Annotated in this window: 17 protein-coding genes; 8 read left to right on the top strand and 9 right to left on the bottom strand. The window is 70.6% G+C overall.

Going from position 1 to position 21,577, the window contains the following annotated elements:
• The first annotated feature begins 64 nt into the window (after positions 1–64).
• The 4 genes from OG472_RS28385 (at position 65) to OG472_RS28400 (ending at position 4,176) form a co-directional block, all read left to right on the top strand.
• Positions 65–250 (top strand): SPOR domain-containing protein, encoded by a 186-nt coding sequence (locus OG472_RS28385; RefSeq protein WP_030029543.1) that lies wholly within the window; start codon positions 65–67, stop codon positions 248–250.
• Positions 251–278: 28 nt separating this feature from the next.
• Positions 279–776: an NUDIX domain-containing protein gene (locus OG472_RS28390; protein WP_405942195.1), complete on the top strand. Its 498-nt coding sequence runs from the start codon at positions 279–281 to the stop codon at positions 774–776.
• A 153-nt stretch (positions 777–929) separates the two neighbouring features.
• The gene (locus OG472_RS28395; RefSeq protein WP_401606841.1) at positions 930–1,358 is read left to right on the top strand and encodes an ATP-binding protein; all 429 of its coding nucleotides are present in this window, start codon (positions 930–932) and stop codon (positions 1,356–1,358) included.
• A gap of 208 nt (positions 1,359–1,566) precedes the next feature.
• Positions 1,567–4,176: a SpoIIE family protein phosphatase gene (locus OG472_RS28400; RefSeq protein WP_383576365.1), complete on the top strand. Its 2,610-nt coding sequence runs from the start codon at positions 1,567–1,569 to the stop codon at positions 4,174–4,176.
• Positions 4,177–4,235: 59 nt separating this feature from the next.
• Here the strand turns inward: OG472_RS28400 and OG472_RS28405 are convergent, their stop codons facing one another.
• From OG472_RS28405 to OG472_RS28425, 5 genes are all read right to left on the bottom strand, one after another.
• The gene (locus OG472_RS28405; protein WP_405831839.1) at positions 4,236–4,697 is read right to left on the bottom strand and encodes a hypothetical protein; all 462 of its coding nucleotides are present in this window, start codon (positions 4,695–4,697) and stop codon (positions 4,236–4,238) included.
• Between the two features lie 74 nt (positions 4,698–4,771).
• Positions 4,772–6,655: an alpha/beta hydrolase gene (locus tag OG472_RS28410; RefSeq protein WP_405942196.1), complete on the bottom strand. Its 1,884-nt coding sequence runs from the start codon at positions 6,653–6,655 to the stop codon at positions 4,772–4,774.
• A gap of 8 nt (positions 6,656–6,663) precedes the next feature.
• Positions 6,664–7,113: a hypothetical protein gene (locus tag OG472_RS28415; RefSeq protein ID WP_405942197.1), complete on the bottom strand. Its 450-nt coding sequence runs from the start codon at positions 7,111–7,113 to the stop codon at positions 6,664–6,666.
• A 157-nt stretch (positions 7,114–7,270) separates the two neighbouring features.
• The gene (locus OG472_RS28420) at positions 7,271–7,990 is read right to left on the bottom strand and encodes a PspA/IM30 family protein (RefSeq protein WP_405831844.1); all 720 of its coding nucleotides are present in this window, start codon (positions 7,988–7,990) and stop codon (positions 7,271–7,273) included.
• Positions 7,991–8,031: 41 nt separating this feature from the next.
• Positions 8,032–10,155: a TPM domain-containing protein gene (locus OG472_RS28425; RefSeq protein ID WP_405942198.1), complete on the bottom strand. Its 2,124-nt coding sequence runs from the start codon at positions 10,153–10,155 to the stop codon at positions 8,032–8,034.
• 84 nt (positions 10,156–10,239) lie between these two features.
• Here OG472_RS28425 and OG472_RS28430 point away from each other — a divergent pair, with 84 nt between their 5' ends.
• Positions 10,240–10,479 carry a hypothetical protein gene (locus OG472_RS28430; RefSeq protein WP_405942199.1) on the top strand — a complete coding sequence of 80 codons (240 nt, stop codon included), beginning with the start codon at positions 10,240–10,242 and terminating at the stop codon, positions 10,477–10,479.
• A gap of 54 nt (positions 10,480–10,533) precedes the next feature.
• On the opposite strand, the gene OG472_RS28435 is transcribed toward OG472_RS28430, so the two are convergent.
• The 4 genes from OG472_RS28435 to OG472_RS28450 all read right to left on the bottom strand — a co-directional run bounded on the left by OG472_RS28435 (position 10,534) and on the right by OG472_RS28450 (position 14,377).
• Complete coding sequence (locus tag OG472_RS28435; protein ID WP_401606830.1) at positions 10,534–11,304, bottom strand: succinate dehydrogenase/fumarate reductase iron-sulfur subunit; 771 nt, start codon at positions 11,302–11,304, stop codon at positions 10,534–10,536.
• The gene (locus tag OG472_RS28440; RefSeq protein WP_405942200.1) at positions 11,301–13,217 is read right to left on the bottom strand and encodes a fumarate reductase/succinate dehydrogenase flavoprotein subunit; all 1,917 of its coding nucleotides are present in this window, start codon (positions 13,215–13,217) and stop codon (positions 11,301–11,303) included. Before OG472_RS28440 ends, OG472_RS28435 begins: the two co-directional genes overlap by 4 nt.
• Before the next feature lies 1 nt (position 13,218).
• A complete protein-coding gene (locus OG472_RS28445) occupies positions 13,219–14,043 on the bottom strand; it encodes a hypothetical protein (protein WP_405942201.1) in 825 nt (274 codons plus the stop codon).
• 103 nt (positions 14,044–14,146) lie between these two features.
• Positions 14,147–14,377: a hypothetical protein gene (locus OG472_RS28450; protein WP_383576320.1), complete on the bottom strand. Its 231-nt coding sequence runs from the start codon at positions 14,375–14,377 to the stop codon at positions 14,147–14,149.
• Positions 14,378–14,725: 348 nt separating this feature from the next.
• On the opposite strand from OG472_RS28450, the gene OG472_RS28455 reads away from it, so the two are divergent.
• From OG472_RS28455 to OG472_RS28465, 3 genes are all read left to right on the top strand, one after another.
• Complete coding sequence (locus OG472_RS28455; RefSeq protein WP_405942202.1) at positions 14,726–17,065, top strand: ABC transporter family substrate-binding protein; 2,340 nt, start codon at positions 14,726–14,728, stop codon at positions 17,063–17,065.
• Between the two features lie 347 nt (positions 17,066–17,412).
• Positions 17,413–19,317, top strand: coding sequence for a translational GTPase TypA (typA, locus tag OG472_RS28460; RefSeq protein WP_401606824.1), 1,905 nt, complete (start codon positions 17,413–17,415; stop codon positions 19,315–19,317).
• A gap of 491 nt (positions 19,318–19,808) precedes the next feature.
• A complete protein-coding gene (locus OG472_RS28465; protein ID WP_401606823.1) occupies positions 19,809–21,464 on the top strand; it encodes an ABC transporter substrate-binding protein in 1,656 nt (551 codons plus the stop codon).
• The last annotated feature ends 113 nt before the right edge of the window (positions 21,465–21,577 follow it).

Consider the following 21,577-nt stretch of genomic DNA (forward strand, 5'->3'; position numbering starts at 1 on the left):
GTAAGGTCGGGCATATGCGCAATGCGGTTTCCCGGGCAGGTACGTCGGCGGAGGGTGAAACGCGATGAACGACAGCGGTGCCCTGCTCCCGTGGCTGGTCATACGTCAGGACGACAACGGCAACCGCTACCGGGTGGGCCGGTACGCCACCCGGGCCGAGGCCCAGAAGGTCGTCGACAGCCTCGACGACCGAGGACACAAGCAGCTCTACTGGGTCGAGCGGATCGGTCAGACCGCCACGATGAACTGAGCATCCAGTGTTGACATAGGCTCCGCCCATGACTGTACGAGTGGTCGTGGGCGGAGCCCTTTGTCATGAGGGGCGCCTGCTGGCCGCCCGCCGCAGCGCACCGCCGGAGCTCGCCGGACGCTGGGAGTTGCCGGGCGGGAAGGCCGAACCGGGTGAGTCCGTCCCCGAGGCGCTGGTGCGCGAACTGCGCGAGGAGCTCGGCGTGGAGACCGAGCCGCTGGAGCGGATCCCGGGGGAGTGGCCGCTGAGGCCCGGTCTCGTCCTGCACGTGTGGACCGCCCGGCTGCTGTCCGGAGTGCCCGCGCCGCTGGAGGACCACGACGAGCTGCGCTGGCTCGGGCCGGAGGAGCTGGAGTCGGTGGACTGGCTCGACCAGGACCGGCCCGCGGTCGCCGAGGCCGGCCGCCGGCTGCGACGGGGGGAGGGTGTCCCGGACGCAAACCCGGACGCAAACCCGGACGCAAACCCGGACGCAAACCCGGACCTCGGCCCGGGCGGAAGCCCGGACGCCGGCGGGGGCGCGTGACGCTCGCGCGGTAGGCCGTCTGTGCCACAGTGCGCCGGTGGGCGGGGATCGAGTGGTACGACGCCCCGAATATCGGGTATGTCGCTATTAATCCCTATCTCGTCCCTCTTTCGTCCCAGACGAACCGGACTGGGGTCACTGCTGGCCCGGGAAGTGATCGGCGTGATCGACACAGACGGTGAATGCGCCGAGTGGGCCTTCCCCGCCGAGCCCGGTGCCGTCCGCACCGCCCGACACGCCGTGCGCGGCACCCTGCACGCCTGGGGCCTGGAATCCGTCGGCGATGTGACCGTCCTGCTGGTCAGCGAGCTCGTGACCAACTCCCTGCGCTACGCCTCCGGCCCCATCGGCGTCCGTCTGGAACGGCGCAATCCAGCCGCCGACAGCCCCGCGAGCGCTTCCGCGCTGCTCGTGGAGGTTTCCGATCCGCTTCCGGATCCGCCCCGCGAACGGGTCGCCGAGGCGGACGACGAAGGGGGCCGTGGCCTGCATCTCGTCGCCGTCTCCTCGCAGCGCTGGGGGACCCGCCACGGGAAGTCGGGCAAGACAGTGTGGTTCGAATTGGCTCTTCCTGGTGAGTAACAAGGTGAACGGTGGCGGGGGATCCCCCGGCGGAACCTCCCGGTGACAGGGGGAGGAGGACTCCGGGGGAGATCACGCGAGATGGCTCGAAATCATCGAGACCGTGCTGTGATCGTGAACGCCGTGCCGTCCGGGGCCGTGGTGCTGAATACTGCGGTCATGGCCGGTCCGGTTGCGGTGAGCTGGAGGGGACGGTCGCGTGAGCGAAATACCTGCGCAGGCACATCAGGCCAATGTGCCTCGGGAGACATGGCACGACGCCCTGTGGCACAGCAGTCCGCCTGGCTCGATATATGACTACATAAAGGTCGCATCCTTCTCGATCGGACCCGACGGGTACATCGACCAGTGGAGTCTGCGCGCCGAGGAACTGTTCGGCCTGACGGCCGCCCAGGCCGTCGGCCGCGACCCGGTCGACGCCTTCATGCCGCCCGAGCTGCGCCCCGACGCCCACCGCAAGGTCGCGGAGATCCTCGACGGCAAGGAGTGGACCGGCCTGATCCCCTTCCGGATCCCGGGCGGGGACGGCGCGCACGGAGTGGCCGAGATCTATGTGATGCCCACACAGACCGAGACCGCCGAGCGGGCCGCACTGTGCGTCGTCGTCGACGTCCGCGCGCTGCGGCGCATCGAGTCCGATCTGGCGGCCTCACAGGCCATATTCGGCCAATCTCCTTTCGGCTTCCTGCTCTTCGGCACGGACCTCACCGTGCAGCGGGCCAACCGCCGCTTCGCCACCGTCTTCGGAGGCAGCGCCGAGGAGCACCGAGGCCGCACCGTGCACGACTACCTGCCGGCGCACGAGGCCGACCGGATGGCCGAAGCCCTGCGACGGGTGCTGGACACCGGGGACTCGGTCACCGACCTGCGGATCACCGGCGCCGCCCCCGGCAGCCGGGAGAACCGCCACTGGTCCATCAACCTCTACCGCGTGCACGGCGGCACCGGCCGGCCCATCGGCGTCGCAGGCATCGGCACCGACGTCACCCGCCGCCACCTCGCCGCCCGCGAGGCCGCCGGGGTCCGGCGCAATCTCGCCCTGCTCAACGAGGCCGGGCACCGCATCGGGAACTCCCTCGACCTGGAGACCACCGCCCGGGAACTCCTCGACGTCACCGTCCCGGGCTTCTGCGACCTGGCCGCCGTCGACCTCTACCAGGGGCTGCTGCTCGGCGACGACGACCGGCCCGCACGGCCGCAGGGGCCGGGCGTGCCCAGCCTGCCCGGCCAGGGCCCGGCCCGGACCCCGTCCGCCGCGCTGCGCCGGGTCGCCTTCGCCTCCGCCGTCTCGGACGCGCCACTGTCCGGTCCGGGCGCGCTGGTCTCCGTGGGCGACGTCCACCGGTACCCGGCGGCGTCACCGGGCGCGCTGGCCCTGCGCACGGCGCGGCCGCGGCTGATCGAGGGCGGCGGACCCGAGGACCTCGTGCAGTCCACGCTGGTCGTGCCGATGGTCGCCCACGACACCGTGGTCGGGCTCGCGCAGTTCTCCCGTACGAAGGGCAGCGAACCCTTCGGGGAACGCGACCGGGCGGTGGCCGTGGAACTCGCCGCCCGGGCCGCCGTGTGCATCGACAACGCACGGCTGTACCGGCGCGAGCACGAGCGGGCGTTGATACTGCAGCGCAGCCTGCTGCCCCCCGGCGACCCGGAGGCCGCGGGCCTGGACATCGCCTGCCGCTACCTGCCGGGGAACGCGGCGACGGAGGTCGGCGGCGACTGGTTCGACGTGATCGAGCTGCCCGGGCACCGCACGGCACTGGTCGTCGGCGACGTCATGGGCCGGGGACTGCGGGCCGCCGTCGCGATGGGCGAACTGCGCACCGCCGTACGGACCCTCGCCCTGCTGGACCTCGAACCGGCGGAGGTGCTGACCGCGCTGGACGAGATCGCCCGGGGCCTCGGCGCCCCCGGCGGCTCCCAGCAGGCCTCGCGGGCGGCCCTGCACTCGCGGGACGCCGACCGCTCCGAGGTCTACCTCGCCACCTGCGTCTACGCCGTCTACGATCCGGTGACGCGGCGCTGCACGATCGCCAACGCGGGCCACATGCCGCCCGTGCTGGTGGAACCGCCGGACGAGCGCGGGAAGCCGAGGCCCGCACTGCTCCTGGAGGTGCCGCCCGGGATGCCGCTGGGCGTGGGCGGGGAGCCGTTCGAGGAGGTCGAGGTCGAACTCCCCGAGGGCGCCCTGCTGGCCCTCTACACCGACGGGCTGGTGGAGTCCCGGGACCATCCGCTGGAGGAGGGCCTGCGCGGCCTGCGGGCGGCCCTCGCCGACCCGGTCCGCCCGCTGGAGGACGTCTGTGACCACGTGCTGAACACGCTGGACACCCGGCACGGCGAGGACGACATCGCCCTGCTGATGGCCCGCGTGCAGGGGCTGCCGGTGGACGCGGTGGGCGACTGGCAGCTGCCGCGCGAAGCCCGGTCCGTGGGCCGGGCGCGGGAGCTGGCCCGGGCCAAGCTGCCGGCGTGGGGCCTGGAGGGCCTGCTGGACACCACCGAGCTGCTGGTCAGCGAACTCGTCACCAACGCGCTGCGCTACGGGGAGGGCGAGATCCGGCTGCGGCTGCTGCTGGACCGGACCCTGGTCTGCGAGGTGTGGGACGCCAACCTGGTGCAGCCGCGCCGGCGGCGGGCCCGCGACACCGACGAGGGCGGCCGGGGTCTCCAGCTCGTGGGCCTGCTGTCCGCCGGGTGGGGCACCCGCCGGACCCACCGCGGCAAGACGGTCTGGTTCGAGCTGCCCCTGCCGGGCGCGGCGGCGGAGGCGGTCGCCGAGCTGTCGGCGGAGCAGTTGCTGAGCATGTACGGCTGAGCGGACCCGTGGCCCGCTGCCCGTTCCCCCCGGACCCGCCGGGTCCGGGGGGCAGCCGGTCACTTCGGGTCGGTGTCCTTGAAGCACCGCGAGTACACGGCGAAGTTGATCAGGTTCTCGCCACCGTGCGAGCCGTCCATCCACCGGGCCTCGAGCTGGGTGTGCGTCGCCTCGTGGACGGCCATGACCTCGATCCGCTTGCTCTCGGTGTCGGGGTTCGGCCCGTTCTTCACGACCTTCCATCCGTTCTCCGGCAGCTGCGCGGCGAGGTTCTTCATGCCCTTGTCGAGGGTGTCGTGGTCCACGCCGTACACGGACCAGACGTGCCGGACATTGCGGAGGCCCTTCTTCTTCTCCTCGTCGGTGCCGCAGGGGTAGGCCGCCGGTCCCCCCTCGGTCACCTTGCCCTTGACCTGGGTCATGTCGAGCGCCCTGCTCGACAGATCGCCGACTTCCTTCTCCACCTCCTGACGGGTGCGGGGCTGCGGGTCGTACGAGCGGGAGGAGGATTCGCTGTCCATGGAAGTGCATCCTGCTGTGAAGGCCAGGGCGCCCAGGAGCGCCAGGGCAGTGACGTTGTGCCTGTTCTTTCGGTTCACTGCGGGGCCTTCCTGTCCAGCACGACTTCTTCGTAGCGCCCGGCTATGACGGCTGCCTGGTTCGAGAGGCTGACAGACGGCCTGCCGTCCTGCTCGTCCCAGAAGTTTCCGTGGCCGGGGGAATCGCTGTGCATCTTGTTGGCACCGAAACGCTCGTCCGTGGGGATGACCCCCCAGTCACCGAGACCGCTGACCCTGCCGCCGAGCGTGACCCCATTGTCGTCACCCCCGCCTTCCATGGCCCACACGTGCCTCGGCTGGAAGCCCAGGTCCCCCGCGCGGTCCGCCTGCATACCGGGGCTGCCGACCGCGACCACGTCCTGGACGGGCATGGGGTCGGCCCAGCTGTCGGCGTACTCGCTGCGGTACTTCGCCGTGTCGCCGATCAGCGTGGATCCGTAGCTGTGGCCGATGAGCGTCGTGTGCGCGGTGTCGCCGGTGGCCGCCTGATGGGCCGTCTGGTTGCCGTCGAGGAACTGTCGCAGGGTCGGCGCCCCCTGCTCGGCCCACTTGTCGTGGGGGGCCTCGGTGAGGATCGTGTTCGGGGCGTCGTAGTCGAACCAGGTGATGGTCGACACCGACTGCCCGGGTGCCAGCGCCGAGCTCTCGCGCCACAGGGCGTCGCTCTTCGCGGCCTCGTCGGAGATGGTCCCCAGCGTCGTCTTCGTGCCCGGCACGAAGATGGCCGTGTGGTCCGCGGTGTCCGGGTTCCCGTTGGCCAGGATCACGCGTCCGTCGTTGTTCGCCTCGGCGTCGAATCCGAGCAGGTACGCCTCGGGCAGTCCCCGCTCGCCGGTGGCGTTGAAGCGGTTCTGGATCGTCTCCATGCCCTCCAGACGGTCCTTCAGGTGGGCGTACCGTTCCCCGTGCTTGTCGTTCCAGGCGCTCCACTCGTCGGTCTTTTCGCGCGTCCAGGTGCGCCCGTGCTGGACGTGGTGGTACTTGGGCTTCGGTTCCCCGGGGATGGCGTTCAGCTCCGTCTTGTAGGCGCCGTGCGTCTCCGCGAGGACCGTACGGTTGGCGCTGTCACGGACGTCCGCCGGGAGCCCGTTCAGTGCTCCGACGCTCGCCGGCTGAAGGGTGATGTAGGCCTCCCGCTCCTCCTCCGACAGACCCTTCCACCACTCGGCGTTCAGCTGCGGGTCGCTGCCCTTGGGCGGCGGGGGCTTGATGTGGGCCAGGTAGTCCTTGGCGCCGCTGCCGACCGAGGCGGAGTCGCCCTGGACGTCCGCCCAGTCGGACTCGGAGACCTTGAGGTCGTCGTCCGCCTTGAGCCTGCGCAGGCGCGGGGCCCACTGGGTGTCGGCCTCGGTCGCCTCGGCGACGGCCTGCGCGATCCGGTTGGCTATCTCCACCGCCTTGCCGAAGTTCGGGTTGGGGTGGATGTTCGCCGCCTGTCGTTCCAGGGCGGCAGAGAGGTCGTTGGCGTCCCTGGTGGGGTCGATGGCGTTCCCCGACGGCTTGCCCTTGGCGCTGCCGCTGACCGTGCCGCCTTCGGGCAGCTTGCCGTCCTTTTCCGTCCCGCCGGGCGGGAAACTCACCGAACCGTCGGAGCCGACCGAGAACTTCTGGGCTTCGGCGTCACCTACGGCCGCGTCCAGCTTCCGCTTCGCCTCCGTGAAGGAGGCGGCGAGCGCGTTGAGGGAGGTCGCGGCGAGCCCGCACTCGACCTGCGTGTAGTGGAAGTTCTGCGCGAGGCCCCGCAACTGCACCAGGGCCTCGTCCACGGCCTTCCCGCTGAGGCCGGCCCGCAGCCGGGCGGTGATCCGGCCCTCGGCGCTGCCGTAGGCGTGGTCGGCCATGGCGCTGACCGACTGGTAGCCGTCGGCGGCTTCGGTGAACTCCGACGGATTGAGCGCCTTCAAGGTTGCGTAGTCCATGCCCGCCCTCACCGGCCCCCGTCGTTGCCGCCGGTGGCCGGCGTGTCCTTGTACATGCCGTCCATGCTGGCGAAGTCACCGCGCAGGGCCTCGTCGTTGGAGACCTGGCCCTTGCCCGCCGAGATCATCGGCCCCTGCAGCGTCGTGCACTTGCCCACCAGACCGTCGAGGTACGTCTTCCACGACTGGTACAGCTCGCCCTGCGCGGTGGCGCTCTCGACGCCGGCGACAGCGGCGCCCTTCTGGGCCGTCTCGAACCCGGTGAGGGCCTTCCTGATCGCCGTCACCAGCTCGCCGACGTCCTGGCTGCCCTTCTTCCAGACCGCCATGTCGGACTTGAGGTCCTCACCACCGGACCCGCCGCCGTCAGGCGCGGCACTCGCCAGCCGCATCTGCGCGTCGGCCGCGGTTCCCTGTTTGAGACCCGCCCACTCCGCGTCGAAGGACGTCATGCTCACCCGGACCCCCCGTAAACATCTGCTATTGCAATGATCGGGTGATCCTAATGCCTCGACAGTGCTTCGACTTCCGCTGGGTGCAACGCCGTTGGCCTGCCCGGATTCCGTAACGGACCGTAAGGTCCCGTGACATCACGGCTGTTTCCCGCAGTGACGGTCAGGCGGCGCGCCCCTGCTTGAGCGCGGCGAGCCGGGCCTCGATCTCCGAGGACTTCCCGAGGTCCTCCAGGTACTCGAACTGGGCGTCCAGCGAGGAGGCCGCCAGCTCCTGCCTGCCCATCGCCAGGGCCTCCTCCCGCCGTACCTTCTCCTCGAAACGGTTCAGGTCGCTCGTCGGGTCCAGGACGTCGATGTTCTTCACCGCGTCCATCATCGTGTTCTGCGCCTGAGCGGTCTTCGCCCGGGCCACCAGCTCGTCCCGCTTGGACTGCAGCTCCACCAGCTTGCTCTTCATCGAGTCCAGACCCGACTTGAGCTTGTCGACGACCTCCGTCTGGGCGGCGATCGTCGGCTCCGCCGTCCGCGCCTCCTTCTCCGACTGCATCTGCCGGCCCAGCGCCACCTTCGCGAGGTTGTCGAACTTGTCGGCGTCCGCCGTCGCCCCCGACGCCCGCAGCTCGTCACCCTTCCTGCTCGCCGCCAGGGCCTTGACGCCCCACTCGGAAGCCGCCTCGACGTCCTCCTTGTGGTCCGCCTCCAGCATCCGGAGGTTGCCGATCGTCGTCGCGACGGCCTGCTCCGCCTCCGAGATGTTGTTCGTGTAGTCGCGGATCAGCTGGTCCAGCATCTTCTGCGGGTCCTCCGCCTGGTCCAGCAGCGCGTTGATGTTGGCCTTCGCGAGCTGGGTGACGCGGCCGAGGATGGTCTGCTTGCTCATGGCTCGTCTCTCCTGGTGGGGATGGGCTGTCCGTTGCACGTTCAGAAGCGGCCGCCGCCGCCCATGCGGCCGCGGGTTCCGCCGCCGCCGAAGGAGCCGGGGCCGCTGCCGCCGCCCCCGCCGCCGAAACCGCCGCCGAAGCCCCCGCCCCCGCCCCCTCCGCCGCCGCGGCCGAAGCCCCCGGCGCCGCGCAGGATCTCGCCGAGGATGATCCCGCCGAGCACGGCGCCGCCCTGGCCCCCGCGCCGGCCCGCGTACGGGTCCTGGTACGCCCGTACGTCCTGCTCGGCCAGCTGCTGCGCCTGCCGTGCCATCGTGTCCGCCCGCTGGGCCTCCGCCAGCGCGCCCGAGGGGTCGGCCGCCGCCAGGGAGCCCGCCCGCTCCAGGTGCCGGCCCGCCTCCGCCAGCCGGGTGCGGGCCTTGCTGCCGACCGCGCCCCGGCTGGTGGTGACGTAGTCCGTCGCCGCGCCGATCGCGCTGCGCGCGGAGAGCATGGCCTGGTCGAGCAGGGCCACCGCCCGCTGCCGGCCCGACTCCCGCTCCCGCGCCCCGGAGAGCGCCTCGTCGAGCGCCGCATCGGCCTCCTCGATCCGCCGCAGGGTGTCGATCGGGTCGTACCGGCCGGAAGCCTCCTCCTGCCGTACGTCGGCCAGTACGGCCTCGGCCCGGCCGATCCGCCCGCGCAGGTCCGCCGTCGAGGTGCCCTCCGTGGTGCCCGTCAGCAGCCCGCGGGCGTCCGCGAGGTCGGTCTCCGTCTCGTTCAGCGCGCCCGTCAGCTTCCCGGCGGCCTCCGCCAGTTCCTGTGCCCGCCGCTCGACCGCGTCCACCAGCGTCGCCGCCTGGTCGACGGCTCCCTCGGCGGCCCGTACGTGCACGGCCGCCGCACCGTTCTGACCGGCGTCGACGGCCGCGTGGGCCAGGCCCAGGTTGGTCGCCGCGAACAGCAGCCGGTCCTTGGCCTGTCCGGGGGCGGCGGCGACGGGCGCCGAAGCGGAGTCCGCGTACCTCCGGGTCAGCGCGGTCAAGGTCGCCTCGGCGGTGGTGGCGCGGCCGGTCAGCTCCAGGTAGCGCTCCTCCACGGCCGCAAGCGCCTGCGGCGCGTTCTTCTCCAGGTCCCGCAGCCGGTCGAAGTCCGCCGACTCGGCGTCGAGCCGCCGGTTCGCCTCGGTGCAGCGGGCGACGATCTCGTCCAGCATCCGGCGCCGGGTCGCGTCGTCCTCCGGGTACGCGTCGTCGAGCTGCTGGCGCAGCCGGAACGCGTGGGTCAGCTCGCCCTTGGCGTACTCCACGGCCTCGGTGAACGGGCCGACCGCCTCCTCGCCGAACTGCGCCGAGGCGAAACCGAGTTCCTCCGTGCTGGTGCGGACGGCGTCGTCGGTCTCCACCAGCAGGGTCTTGGCCCGGCCGTCCAGTTCCGGCAGCGGAAGCCGGTCCGGCGCGCCTTCGGGCCAGCCCGGCCCGGTGGTCGTACCGCGACCGCCGCCGCCGGCCGCCTTCCGCTTGCGGCGGGTGTACGCGTACGCCGCGAGCGCCCCGGCCGCGCCGACCGCGACCACCGGCAGCACGAAGTCCCCGGCGCCGTTCTCGCCGCTCGCCCCGCCGCCGGGATCGGCCGGGCCGGGGGTGATGGTGGGCACGGGCACGGGCTGTCCGCCGAGGACCGCGTTGTACCCGTTCGCCGCGCCGATCGCTGCGCCCGCCCAGTCGTTCTGCCTCAGGGCCGGCTCGATGGCCGTCTGCGCGACGGCCGCCAGCTGCTGCTCGGTGAATCCGGAGTCGACGTCGGCCGAATAGGCGTACTGGCGGGCCCCCGTCGCCACGGCCAGCAGGAGGTCGTTCTGGCCGAGCCCGTTCTTCTGCGCGGTGGCGTCGGCCCAGCTCTGGGCGGAGCGCCCGGAGAAGTCGTCCACGTACGCCACGAAGAGCTGGATCCTCCGGTCGGCGTAGAGCTTGTCGAGCGCGGCGGCGACGGCCGGCTGCCGGTCCCCCAGCGCCCCGACCCGATCCGTGATCTGGCCCTGCCGGGACAGGGTGACGGGGTCCTCGGCCCGCGCGGGCGGTGCCTGGGCAACGCCCCAGCCGCCGAGCGCCAGCAGTCCGGCGGCCAGGGCGAGCCCGGCCCGTACGCGTACCTGGCTCTTCGGCTCGCTTCTCGGCGGGGTCACATTTGGGAGGGTATGAGCGGTTTCCTGTGCCCGCATCCGGAGCAATGCGCAGTGACCCGCCCAGGCCGTGGTCGTTGGCAGACCATGAAGAAGATCATGACCGCGGCCGCGCTCACCCTGGCCGCCCTCAGCCTCGGGGCCCCCGCACACGCCGACAACGACAGCAACTTCGGCGGCGGGGTGAACGCGGCCAACAACTGGAACTTCACCGCGGCCGCCGTCTGCCTGCAGGAGGTCGCCGTGGTCCCCGTCCTCGGCGACTGGGTGGGCGACCACACCGACAACTGCTCCAACGGCAACGTCATCGACCACTCCGGGCGCTGACCGGCCCGGGGCCGGGATCCCTCCCGAGAGGGTCCCGGCCCCGCGCCCGCGGCCTCAGCCCTGTCGGCGCCCGATCCTGTTCCCCAGCCACACCAGCGGGTCGTACTTGCGGTCCACCGCCCGCTCCTTCAGCGGGATCAGCGCGTTGTCGGTGATCTTGATGCCCTCGGGGCAGACCTCCGTGCAGCACTTGGTGATGTTGCAGTAGCCCAGCCCGTGCTCCTCCTGTGCGGTGCGCTTGCGGTCCAGGCCCGCCTCCGCCGCCGCGTCCAGGGGGTGCATGTCCAGCTCCGCGACCCGCATCAGGAAGCGCGGACCGGCGAAGACGCCCTTGTTCTCCTCGTGGTCACGCACCACGTGGCAGGTGTCCTGGCACAGGAAGCACTCGATGCACTTGCGGAACTCCTGCGAGCGCTCCACGTCGATCTGCTGCATCCGGTACGCGCCCGGAGCCACCCCCTCCGGCGGCACGAAGGCCGGGACCTCCCGCGCCTTCCGGTAATTGAAGGACACGTCCGTCACCAGGTCGCGGACGACCGGGAAGGCGCGCAGCGGGGTGACCGTGATCGTCTCGGACCGCTCGAAGGTGGACATCCGCGTCATGCACATCAGCCGCGGCCGGCCGTTGACCTCCGCACTGCACGAGCCGCACTTGCCCGCCTTGCAGTTCCAGCGCACCGCGAGGTCCGAGGCCTGGGTGGCCTGGAGCCGGTGGACGATGTCCAGCACCACCTCCCCGTCGTGCACCTCGACGGTGAAGTCCCGCAGTTCCCCGCCCTCCGCGTCGCCCCGCCAGATCCGGAAGCTCGCGTCGTACGTACTCATTCGTACAGCTCCTCTTCGGCGAGGTACTTGGCCAGCTCTTCCTTCTCGAAGAGCGCGAGCAGGTCGGGACGGATGGGCTCGGTGCGCGTGCGTACGAGGGCGATCCGGTCGGCTGCCGGGTCCACCGGGGGCGGGTCGACCGGCCGGCACAGCAGGTTCACCGGCCGCCAGCTGCGCTCCATCGACGGGCAGTCCTCGCGGGTGTGCCCGCCCCGGCTCTCGGTGCGCTCCAGGGCCGCGCGCGCCACGCACTCGCTGACCAGCAGCATGTTCCGCAGGTCAAGGGCCAGGTGCCAGCCCGGGTTGAACTGCCGGTGCCCCTCGACCCCGGCCCGGGAGGCCCGTACGCGCAGGATCGCGAGCTTCTCCAGCGCCTCGGCCATCTCGCCCTCGCGCCGGATGATGCCGACGAGGTCGTTCATGGTCGTCTGGAGCTCCTGGTGGAGGGTGTACGGGTTCTCCGCGCCCTCGGCGGCGTGGAACGGGGCCAGCGCCTCCGCGGCCGCCGCGTCGATCTCCGCCTGGGAGACCGCCGGGCGCTCACCCGTGGCCGTGGCGTGCTCCGCCGCGTGCAGCCCGGCCCGCCGCCCGAAGACCAGCAGGTCGGACAGGGAGTTCCCGCCGAGCCGGTTCGAGCCGTGCATCCCGCCCGCGACCTCGCCCGCGGCGAACAGCCCCGGCACCCCGACGGTGGCCGCGGTCTCGGAGTCGACCGCGATCCCGCCCATCACGTAGTGGCAGGTCGGGCCCACCTCCATCGGCTCCGCCGTGATGTCCACGTCCGCCAGCTCCTTGAACTGGTGGTACATGGAGGGCAGCCGCCGCCTGATCCGCTCGGCGGGCATCCGGGTGGACACGTCGAGGAAGACCCCGCCGTGCGGGGAGCCGCGGCCGGCCTTCACCTCGGAGTTGATGGCCCGCGCCACCTCGTCGCGCGGCAGCAGTTCGGGCGGGCGCCGGTTGTGGTCCGGGTCCTCGTACCAGCGGTCGCCCTCCGCCTCCGACTCGGCGTACTTCTCCTTGAAGACGTCGGGGACGTAGTCGAACATGAACCGCTTGCCCTCGGAGTTGCGCAGCACCCCGCCGTCGCCGCGCACCGACTCGGTGACGAGGATGCCCTTCACCGACGGGGGCCAGACCATGCCGGTCGGGTGGAACTGCACGAACTCCATGTTGAGCAGGGGCGCGCCCGCGAGGAGGGCCAGTGCGTGGCCGTCGCCGGTGTACTCCCACGAATTCGACGTGGTCTTGAAGGACTTGCCGATCCCGCCCGTGGCCAGCACCACCGCCGGGGCCTCCAGGACGAAGAACCGGCCGGACTCGCGTTCGTAGCAGAAGGTCCCCGAGACCCTCTCCCCGTCCTTGAGACCGCGGTCCTTCAGAACGCGCGTGACCGTGCACTCCTGGAAGACCTTGAGCCGGGCCTCGTAGTCCCCGTACTCCTTGAAGTCCTCCTGCTGGAGCGCGACGATCTTCTGCTGGAGGGTGCGGATCAGCTCCAGGCCGGTGCGGTCGCCGACGTGCGCGAGGCGCGGGTACTCATGGCCGCCGAAGTTGCGCTGGGAGATCTTCCCGTCGGGCGTCCGGTCGAAGAGGGCGCCCCAGGTCTCCAGCTCCCAGACCCGGTCCGGGGCCTCCTTCGCGTGCAGTTCCGCCATCCGCCACTGGTTGAGGAACTTGCCGCCGCGCATGGTGTCGCGGAAGTGCACCTGCCAGTTGTCGCCCTCGTTGACGTTGCCCATGGAGGCGGCGATGCCGCCCTCCGCCATCACCGTGTGGGCCTTGCCGAAGAGGGACTTGCAGATCACGGCCGTCCGGGCGCCGCGCTCACGGGCCTCGATCGCGGCGCGCAGCCCGGCGCCGCCCGCACCGACCACGACCACGTCCCACTGCTGCCGTTCGACTTGAGCCATGTCAGAAGAACCTCGGGTCGGTGAAGGCGCCGGTGGCGAGCAGGTACACGTAGAAGTCGCACAGGGCCACGCTGATCAGGGAGGCCCAGGCGAGCTGCATGTGGCGGGTGTTGAGCCGGCTGACCCAGCCCCACAGCCGGTAGCGCACCGGGTGCTTGGAGAAGTGCTTGAGCCGGCCGCCCATGATGTGGCGGCAGGAGTGGCAGGACAGCGTGTAGGCCCAGATCAGCGTGATGTTGACCAGGAACAGCAGGGTACCCAGGCCCATGTGGCCCCACGCGTAGTGCTCGTCGCGGAAGGTCAGCACGGTGTCGTACGTGAGGATGCCCGCGACCGGGACCGCCGCGTAGAAGAAGTACCGGTGGATGTTCTGGAGGATCAGCGGGAAGCGGGTCTCGCCGGTGTACTTCGTGTGCGGTTCGGCGACGGCGCAGGCCGGCGGCGAGGCCCAGAAGCCCCGGTAGTAGGCCTTGCGGTAGTAGTAGCAGGTCAGCCGGAACCCGAGCGGGAAGATCAGGATCAGCAGGGCGGGGGAGAGGCCCCACCAGCTGCCGAAGATCTCCCAGTTGGGGCCGCCCTTCATCGGGACGCAGTTCTCCGCGAGGCACGGGGAGTAGAAGGGGGAGACGTACGGGGCCGCGTAGTAGTCGGCGTTCGCGAAGGCCCGCCAGGTCGAGTAGACGATGAAGGCGAGCAGCCCGGCCGCGGTGACGGCGGGGGAGATCCACCACCGGTCGGTCCGCAGGTGCCGGGCAGTGATCGCGGCCCGGGAGGCGTCGTGGACGCCGCCGGGCCGCTGCTGGGGTGGTTGTGTTCCTGTGGCCAAAGAAGACTCCGGGAGGAGTGATGAGGGGTGGCCCCAGGGGGCCCGGCCGCGAGCGGCCGGGCCGGATGGGGTGTACGGGGGTCTGTGGGGTCGCCTGCGCCGGTCAGGGCGCGCGGCGGTCGCGGGCGCCGAGGCCCTCGTCGTCCGAGTCGGTCCACAGCGAGCTGTCGTACGGGGTGTCCGGGACCGTCACCATCCGGGACGGGGCCGGCGGGGACGCCGGCGTCGAGCTCCCGGGCTTCTGCCGCCCGGCCTGCTGCTCCAGCCGCTCGACCTTGCGGGTGAGCTCGTCGAGGTTTCGGCGTACGGCACTCAGATCGTCTTGCAGGGACATGATTTGCCCTCACTTCCGCCATGGTGCGGTGGCAACGCTCATGTGCGCCTGCGAGTGTCGCGCTTCCCGTCCCCCGTTGTGAAGGGACGTGCAGCGATTGCGGGCGCGCAGGCGTGAACTGTGCGCCCCTCCCTGCCCCCCATTCTCATCCCTCTCCCGGGGGAACGCTCCTTCGGCACGCAAGCCGGATTGGTCCGCACGGGTGGGGTTCGCGGCGTGGCGAGAGGCTGCTGCGAAGGGTGCGGCGGGCCGTCGATTTCAGTGGGATCCGGCAACCGGTGTGATCAGCTCCATATACCGCCGAACGTGATCATGCTTCCCCCACGCCCCGCCCCGGAGGTACCACCCATGTCCCAGCGAAGGCGCAGGTCCTTGGCGCTCCTGACCTCGGGAGTCCTCGCACTGCCGCTCCTCACGGGCTGCGGCGCGGGTGAAGACGAGGGCGGCCCCGTCGCCGCAGGACAGGACATCGCCACGACCGCGCGCGAGAAGGTCGCGGACGGGGGTGTGCTGCGCTGGGCCGTGGACACCCTGCCGGACACCCTGAACACCTTCCAGGCCGACGCGGACGCCACCACCACCCGCATCGCGGGGGCCGTGCTGCCGCAGCTGTTCGTGCTGGACGCCAAGGGACGGCCCGTGGCCAATCCCGACTACCTGGAGAAGGCCGAGGTCGTCGAGCGGGAGCCCAAGCAGGTCGTCCTTTACAAGCTGAACCAGCAGGCGGTGTGGAGCGACGGACGCGAGATCGGCGCCGCCGATTTCGTGGCGCAGTGGCGGGCCCTGAACGGCAAGGACTCGGCGTACTGGACGGCGCGCAACGCCGGCTACGAACGGATCGAGAAGATCGAGAAGGGCAAGACCGACCTGGAGGTCAGGGTCACCTTCGCCAAGCCGTACGCCGACTGGCGCTCCCTGTTCAGCCCGCTCTACCCGAAGCAGGTCACCGGCACCCCCGACGCCTTCAACGAGGGCGCCCGCGGCGCCCTGAAGGTCACCGCCGGACCCTTCGCCCTCGGCGCGATCGACAAGAAGACCGGCACCGCGGCCCTCACCCGCAATCCGCGCTGGTGGGGCCGGCAGGCCAAGCTGGACACGCTGGTCCTGACGGCGGTGCCGCGGGCCGAGCGGCCGGCGGCGCTGGCCGCCGGGAAGCTCGATCTGGCCGAGATCGACCGCACCGGGGCCGACCGGATCGCCCTGGCCCGCAAGGAAGCCGCCAAGGGAGCCGCGGGCAAGGGCGGCGCGGGCTCGGGCGGCGCCCCGGCGCACGGCCCGGGAGCCGCGCTGACCCCGGCGCAGGCCACGCTGTCGTGGGCGGTCGCCTTCGGGGCGGACGAGGACAAGGCCATGGCGGAGAAGGAGAGCCGCGACAAGCACGTCGCGGCGGTGAAACGGTACGCCGACGAGCAGACGGCCCTGCGGAACTTCACCGTTCGCAAGTCCCTGGAGCCCGCCTACACGCAGCTCGCGATGAACGGGGCCTCGGGCCCGCTGGCGGACGAGCGGGTGCGCCGGGCGATCGCCCGGGCGCTGGACCGCAAGGCGCTGGCCGAGCTCGTCCTCAAGCCGCTCGGCCTGCCCGCCCAGCCGGTCGGCAGCCACGTGGCGCTCGCCGGGCAGCGGGCGTATGCCGACAACAGCGACGCCCTCGGCGGACGGGACACCCAGGCGGCCCAGGCCCTCCTCGCGGATGCGGGCTGGCGCCGGGGCGGCAAGATCACCGAGCCGGCGGGGGCCAAGGCCGGCCCGGAGAGCGCGCCGCAGGACGACGGGAAGACCCCGTCGGGCCCGGGCACCGGCAACGACGGGCTCTACATCGTGGGCCAGGACGACGAGGCCAACGGCGACCTGCGCTCGGCCGCGGGGCAGCGCCCGCAGGCCCGTCCGGGCGCCCTCGGCGAGCGCCCCCTCGCCGCGGCCCCCGAGGGCGCGCAGGACCGGACCTCCCCGGTGCTGGCTCCCGCACCCTTCGGCGCCCAGCAGAAGGCGTCCCTCCTCGCCCAGGCCGCCCGGGTGGCGCCCGTCGACGACGGCAAGCGCAGCGCGGCCCGCGACGGCGACGCGGCGGATCCCGCCAAGGCCTCCCCGGCCCCGGCCAAGCAGGCCACCCGCACCTCAGGCGCCATGCTCGCCAAGGACGGCAAGGCGCTCACCCTGCGCTTCGTCCTCCCGGCCGGCCCCGGCTCGGAGTCCCTGCGCACGGTCGGCGAGCGGATCGCCCAGATGCTGCGCAAGCTCGGCGTGGCCACCGAGACGACCAAGGTGACCGACGACAGCTTCTTCAAGGACCACATCGCCTCGGGCCAGTACGACCTGGCCCTCTACTCCTGGCCCGCGACCGCCTACCCGGCGACCGACGCCCGGCCCATCTTCGCCAAGCCGGAGCCGGCCGCGGACGGCTCGCTCCTCGTCGAACAGAACTACACACGGGTCGGCACCGACCACATCGACCAGCTCTTCGACCAGGCGGTCGGCGAGCTGGACGAGGACCAGTCCCGCGAGCTGATCCGCAAGGCGGACGCCCGGATCTGGGCCGCCGCCGGCTCCATCCCCCTCTACCAGCGCCCGGAGCTGGTGGCCGTCAAGCCGGGCCTGGCCAATGCCGGCGCCTTCGGCCTCGGCACCCCCCGCTACCAGGACATCGGCTGGAAGAAGCCGCCGACCGCCAAGGACAAGAAGAAGTAGCGTGGGCGAAGAAGTGATGACAAAGGGGTGCCTGTCAGGTTGACCCGCAGGTAGCAAGCTCAGATGTGACTCAAGTCCCTTGCCCGCCGGATCTGCGGCGGGCAAGGTCGTGCCATACCCATTGACCCGGCCGTTGACCCGCATGAATACCGGCAGGATGGGCGACCGGGGCACCCCACGCAGCACTCGGCAGCGCTCATTCATCCGGCCTCTTGACAGACCCCCCGGCAGGCGGTTCCCGCCACGCGACGTACCATGGGGTAAGGCCGTGGCAGGTTTTCGCCCGGCCGAGGCGCGCGTGCCAGGCCGTACGCGACGCCATCCACGATCCCGGGAGAAGCGCCGAAGTGCCCACGCGCCACGACATCCGTAACGTCGCCATCGTCGCCCACGTCGACCATGGCAAGACGACCATCGTCGATGCCATGCTCAAGCAGGCCGGTGCCTTCGCCGCCCACCAGCACCTCGACGACCGCATGATGGACTCGAACGACCTGGAGCGTGAGAAGGGCATCACGATCCTCGCCAAGAACACGGCGGTGAAGTATCACCCCAAGGACGGCGGGGCCCCGATCACGATCAACATCATCGACACCCCCGGCCACGCCGACTTTGGTGGTGAGGTCGAGCGCGGTCTGTCGATGGTGGACGCCGTCGTTCTGCTGGTGGACGCCTCCGAGGGTCCGCTGCCCCAGACCCGCTTCGTCCTGCGCAAGGCTCTGCAGGCGAAGATGCCGGTCATCCTCTGCATCAACAAGACCGACCGCCCGGACTCCCGGATCGACGAGGTCGTCAACGAGACGTACGACCTCTTCCTCGACCTGGACGCGGACGAGGACCAGATCGAGTTCCCGATCGTCTACGCCTGCGGCCGTGACGGCGTCGCCTCGCTGACCAAGCCGGAGGACGGCACCGTCCCCGCGGACAGCGACAGCCTGGAGCCGTTCTTCTCCACCATCCTGGAGCACGTCCCGGCCCCGGTGTACGACGAGGAGGCCCCCCTCCAGGCGCACGTCACCAACCTGGACGCCGACAACTTCCTCGGCCGCATCGCGCTGCTCCGCGTCGAGCAGGGCGAGCTGCGCAAGGGCCAGACCGTCGCGTGGATCAAGCGTGACGGCTCGATGTCCAACGTCCGCATCACCGAGCTGATGATGACCGAGGCGCTCACCCGCAAGCCGGCCGAGGTGGCGGGCCCGGGTGACATCTGCGCGGTCGCCGGTATCCCCGACATCATGATCGGCGAGACCCTGGCCGACCCGGAGAACCCGATCGCGCTCCCGCTGATCTCGGTCGACGAGCCGGCGATCTCCATGACCATCGGCACGAACACCTCCCCGATGGTCGGCCGCGGCGGCAGCGGCAAGGGCGCGGACGCCAAGTCCGCGGTCAAGGACCGCAAGGTCACCGCCCGCCAGGTCAAGGACCGTCTGGACCGCGAGCTGGTCGGTAACGTCTCGCTCCGCGTCCTCGACACCGAGCGCCCGGACGCCTGGGAGGTCCAGGGCCGCGGTGAGCTCGCGCTCGCCATCCTGGTCGAGCAGATGCGCCGCGAGGGCTTCGAGCTGACCATCGGCAAGCCGCAGGTCGTCACGCAGGAGGTCGACGGCAAGGTCCACGAGCCGGTCGAGCGCATGACGATCGACGTCCCCGAGGAGCACATGGGCGCGGTCACGCAGCTCATGGGCGTCCGCAAGGGCCGCATGGACAACATGTCGAACCACGGCTCCGGCTGGGTCCGCATGGAGTTCGTCGTCCCGTCGCGCGGCCTCATCGGCTTCCGTACCGAGTTCCTGACCGGTACGCGCGGCACCGGCATCGCCCACTCGATCCACGAGGGCCACGAGCCGTGGTTCGGCCCGCTGGTGACCCGTAACAACGGTTCGCTGGTCGCCGACCGCGCCGGCTCGGTCACGCCGTTCGCGATGATCAACCTGCAGGAGCGCGGCGTCCTGTTCACCGACCCCGGCACCGAGGTGTACGAGGGCATGATCGTCGGCGAGAACTCGCGCTCCGACGACATGGACGTGAACATCACCAAGGAGAAGAAGCTCACCAACATGCGTGCGGCTTCCGCGGACAACACGGAGAACGTGATTCCGCCCCGCAAGCTCTCCCTGGAGCAGTCCCTGGAGTTCTGCCGCGACGACGAGTGCGTCGAGGTGACCCCGGAGGCCGTCCGCATCCGCAAGGTCGTGCTGGACCAGAAGGACCGCTCGCGCACCGCGTCGCGCGCCAAGTCCGCCAAGTAGCAGTAAAGGTCTGACGCAGCAGGGCGGTTGTGCCGCCCGTCCCGGGTTTGCTCGGGCGGGCGGCCCCGTCGCCGACTGTCGGCCGCAGTACCCCGGATATGCAGCAGCCCCTCCCTTCACGGAGTCCGTGAAGGGAGGGGCTGTTCGCTTTTGTCAAGCGGATTTTTGCGTTCTGGTGTCCGCATACCGACCGTGACACTCCGGAAGATGAGCTAACCGTCCGTTTCGCACGTGTCTGTCTCCTATCCGTTTGTCCGGATTTCGGGTTTCTGCCGCGGATCGATGTTGTGAAAACGAGACCACCTAAGTGTGGTTTACGGCCTGGCAGTCCCTGAGGATGGCTCCATTGAGCTCGGGTCAATGGGTCACGCGCTGTGGGGAGCGCGCCGACTCACGAGCACACTATGGGCAGGAAATCGCTCGCCGTCAGGGGTGTCGGCGAGGTTTTTTTGCCCCTCAAGTCGATCAGTGGACTCATGAGGAGGAAACCCATGCGCGGTGCCAAGAGCGCCAAGTGGGTCGTGGGCGCGGTTGTCGTCGCCCTGGCCGCTACCGCCTGTGGCGGCGGTGACGGTGACAGCAAGGACAAGGGCAGTGCAGCCAATGGCGGCACGTTCCGGATGGGCAGCACCGAGCCGGACACCATCGACCCGGGGCGTGCCCACGAGTCCACGGGCATCCTGCTGGCCAACGCCCTGTTCACCGGCCTGTACTCGAACACGCCGGACGGCCTGGCCGAGCCGGCGCTCGCCGAGTCGGCGAGCTCGGACGAGGGCTGCACGTCCTGGACCTTCAAGCTGAAGCCGGACACCAAGTTCTCCAACGGCGAGGTCGTGGACGCCGAGGCGTTCGCCCGTGGTTGGGCCCGTGCCGCGCACAAGGCCGCCGCGTCCGACGTCGCGTACCACTTCGCCGGCATCAAGGGCTACGCGGAGCTGCAGGACGGCTCGGCCAAGACCTTCTCCGGTGTCACCACCCCGGACGCGAACACCATCAAGGTGGACCTGTCCAAGGCGGACTGCGAGTTCGTCCTGAAGACGGCGCACAACGCCTACAGCCCGGTCCCGAAGTCGGCCAAGGTCGGCGAAGAGGACAAGGCGTTCGGCGAGGCCCCCATCGGTAACGGTCCGTTCAAGATGGACGGCACGTGGGAGCACAACAAGGCGATCAACCTCGTCCGCAACGACGCGTACTCGCTGACCAAGGCCTCCCTCGAGAAGGTCCAGGTCACGCTCCTCAACGACAAGACCGCGCAGCAGCTCGAGTACGACGGCTTCCAGGCCGGCACCTTCGACTACGCGCACATCCCGACGCCGATGCTCAAGACGGCCGAGGCGAAGTTCAAGCCGCAGAACAAGTGGTTCGCCAAGGACACGAACGGCATGAACTTCGTTCTGCCGATCGGTGACAACGGTCCGACGAACAACAAGGACGCCCGTCTGGCGATCTCCTACGCGATCGACCGTCAGGCCATCGCCAAGGGTGTCTTCCAGGGCTACCAGACCCCGTCGACCACCATCGTTCCGCCGGCGTTCCCGAAGGCGTACCAGAAGGACCTGTGCGTCTCCTGCATCAAGCAGGACGTCGCCAAGGCCAAGGAGCACGCCGAGAAGGGCGGCCTGAAGCCGGGTACCGAGATCAAGTTCAGCTTCAACACCGGTGCGGGCCACGAAGAGTGGGTCCAGGCCATCGCGAAGCAGGTCGAGGACGTCCTCGGCGTCAAGGTCAAGCTGGACGGCAAGGACTTCCCGGGCATGCTCAAGGAGCAGCAGGGTTCCAGCGCCACCGGCATCTACCGCTTCGCGTGGGGCGCGGACTACCCGACCCCGGAGAACTTCCTGTTCCCGCTGCTGCACTCGGCTTCGATGAACAAGGACGCCGAGGGCAACGTGACCGGTGACAACCGCGTCCGTTACAACAACCCCGAGTTCGACAAGCTGATCGACACGGCCCGCGCCACCAAGGACGAGGCCGCTCGCATCCAGATGTACAAGACGGCCGAGAAGATGGCCATGGACGACATGGCGCTCATCCCGACCTTCAACCGTTCCCAGTTCCGCCTGATGGCGACCGACAAGTTCAACGGTCTGGACGACATCAACTTCAACGAGGACCCGATCCTCGAGAAGATCTCGCTCAAGAAGTAATCGGTTCGGACGGTATATCCGTCAGGAGCGAACGTGCCGCGGCCCCCGGGTGACCGGTGGGCCGCGGCCCCGCTCGGCAGGCCGTTTTCACTTCGGCACCCCTCACATCCGCG

Origin of the sequence: Streptomyces sp. NBC_00207, from assembly GCF_045160965.1 — a bacterium.
Taxonomy (GTDB): domain Bacteria; phylum Actinomycetota; class Actinomycetes; order Streptomycetales; family Streptomycetaceae; genus Streptomyces.

Bases quoted from the DNA above. Each gene is read 5' to 3' on its own strand.
- OG472_RS28420 (WP_405831844.1), bottom strand. From the start codon at position 7,990: ATGAGCAAGCAGACCATCCTCGGCCGCGTCACCCAGCTCGCGAAGGCC.
- OG472_RS28465 (WP_401606823.1), top strand. From the start codon at position 19,809: ATGCGCGGTGCCAAGAGCGCCAAGTGGGTCGTGGGCGCGGTTGTCGTC.
- OG472_RS28430 (WP_405942199.1), top strand. From the start codon at position 10,240: ATGAAGAAGATCATGACCGCGGCCGCGCTCACCCTGGCCGCCCTCAGC.
- OG472_RS28390 (WP_405942195.1), top strand. From the start codon at position 279: ATGACTGTACGAGTGGTCGTGGGCGGAGCCCTTTGTCATGAGGGGCGC.
- OG472_RS28405 (WP_405831839.1), bottom strand. From the start codon at position 4,697: ATGGACAGCGAATCCTCCTCCCGCTCGTACGACCCGCAGCCCCGCACC.
- OG472_RS28410 (WP_405942196.1), bottom strand. From the start codon at position 6,655: ATGGACTACGCAACCTTGAAGGCGCTCAATCCGTCGGAGTTCACCGAA.
- OG472_RS28385 (WP_030029543.1), top strand. From the start codon at position 65: ATGAACGACAGCGGTGCCCTGCTCCCGTGGCTGGTCATACGTCAGGAC.
- OG472_RS28450 (WP_383576320.1), bottom strand. From the start codon at position 14,377: ATGTCCCTGCAAGACGATCTGAGTGCCGTACGCCGAAACCTCGACGAG.
- OG472_RS28455 (WP_405942202.1), top strand. From the start codon at position 14,726: ATGTCCCAGCGAAGGCGCAGGTCCTTGGCGCTCCTGACCTCGGGAGTC.
- OG472_RS28435 (WP_401606830.1), bottom strand. From the start codon at position 11,304: ATGAGTACGTACGACGCGAGCTTCCGGATCTGGCGGGGCGACGCGGAG.
- OG472_RS28440 (WP_405942200.1), bottom strand. From the start codon at position 13,217: ATGGCTCAAGTCGAACGGCAGCAGTGGGACGTGGTCGTGGTCGGTGCG.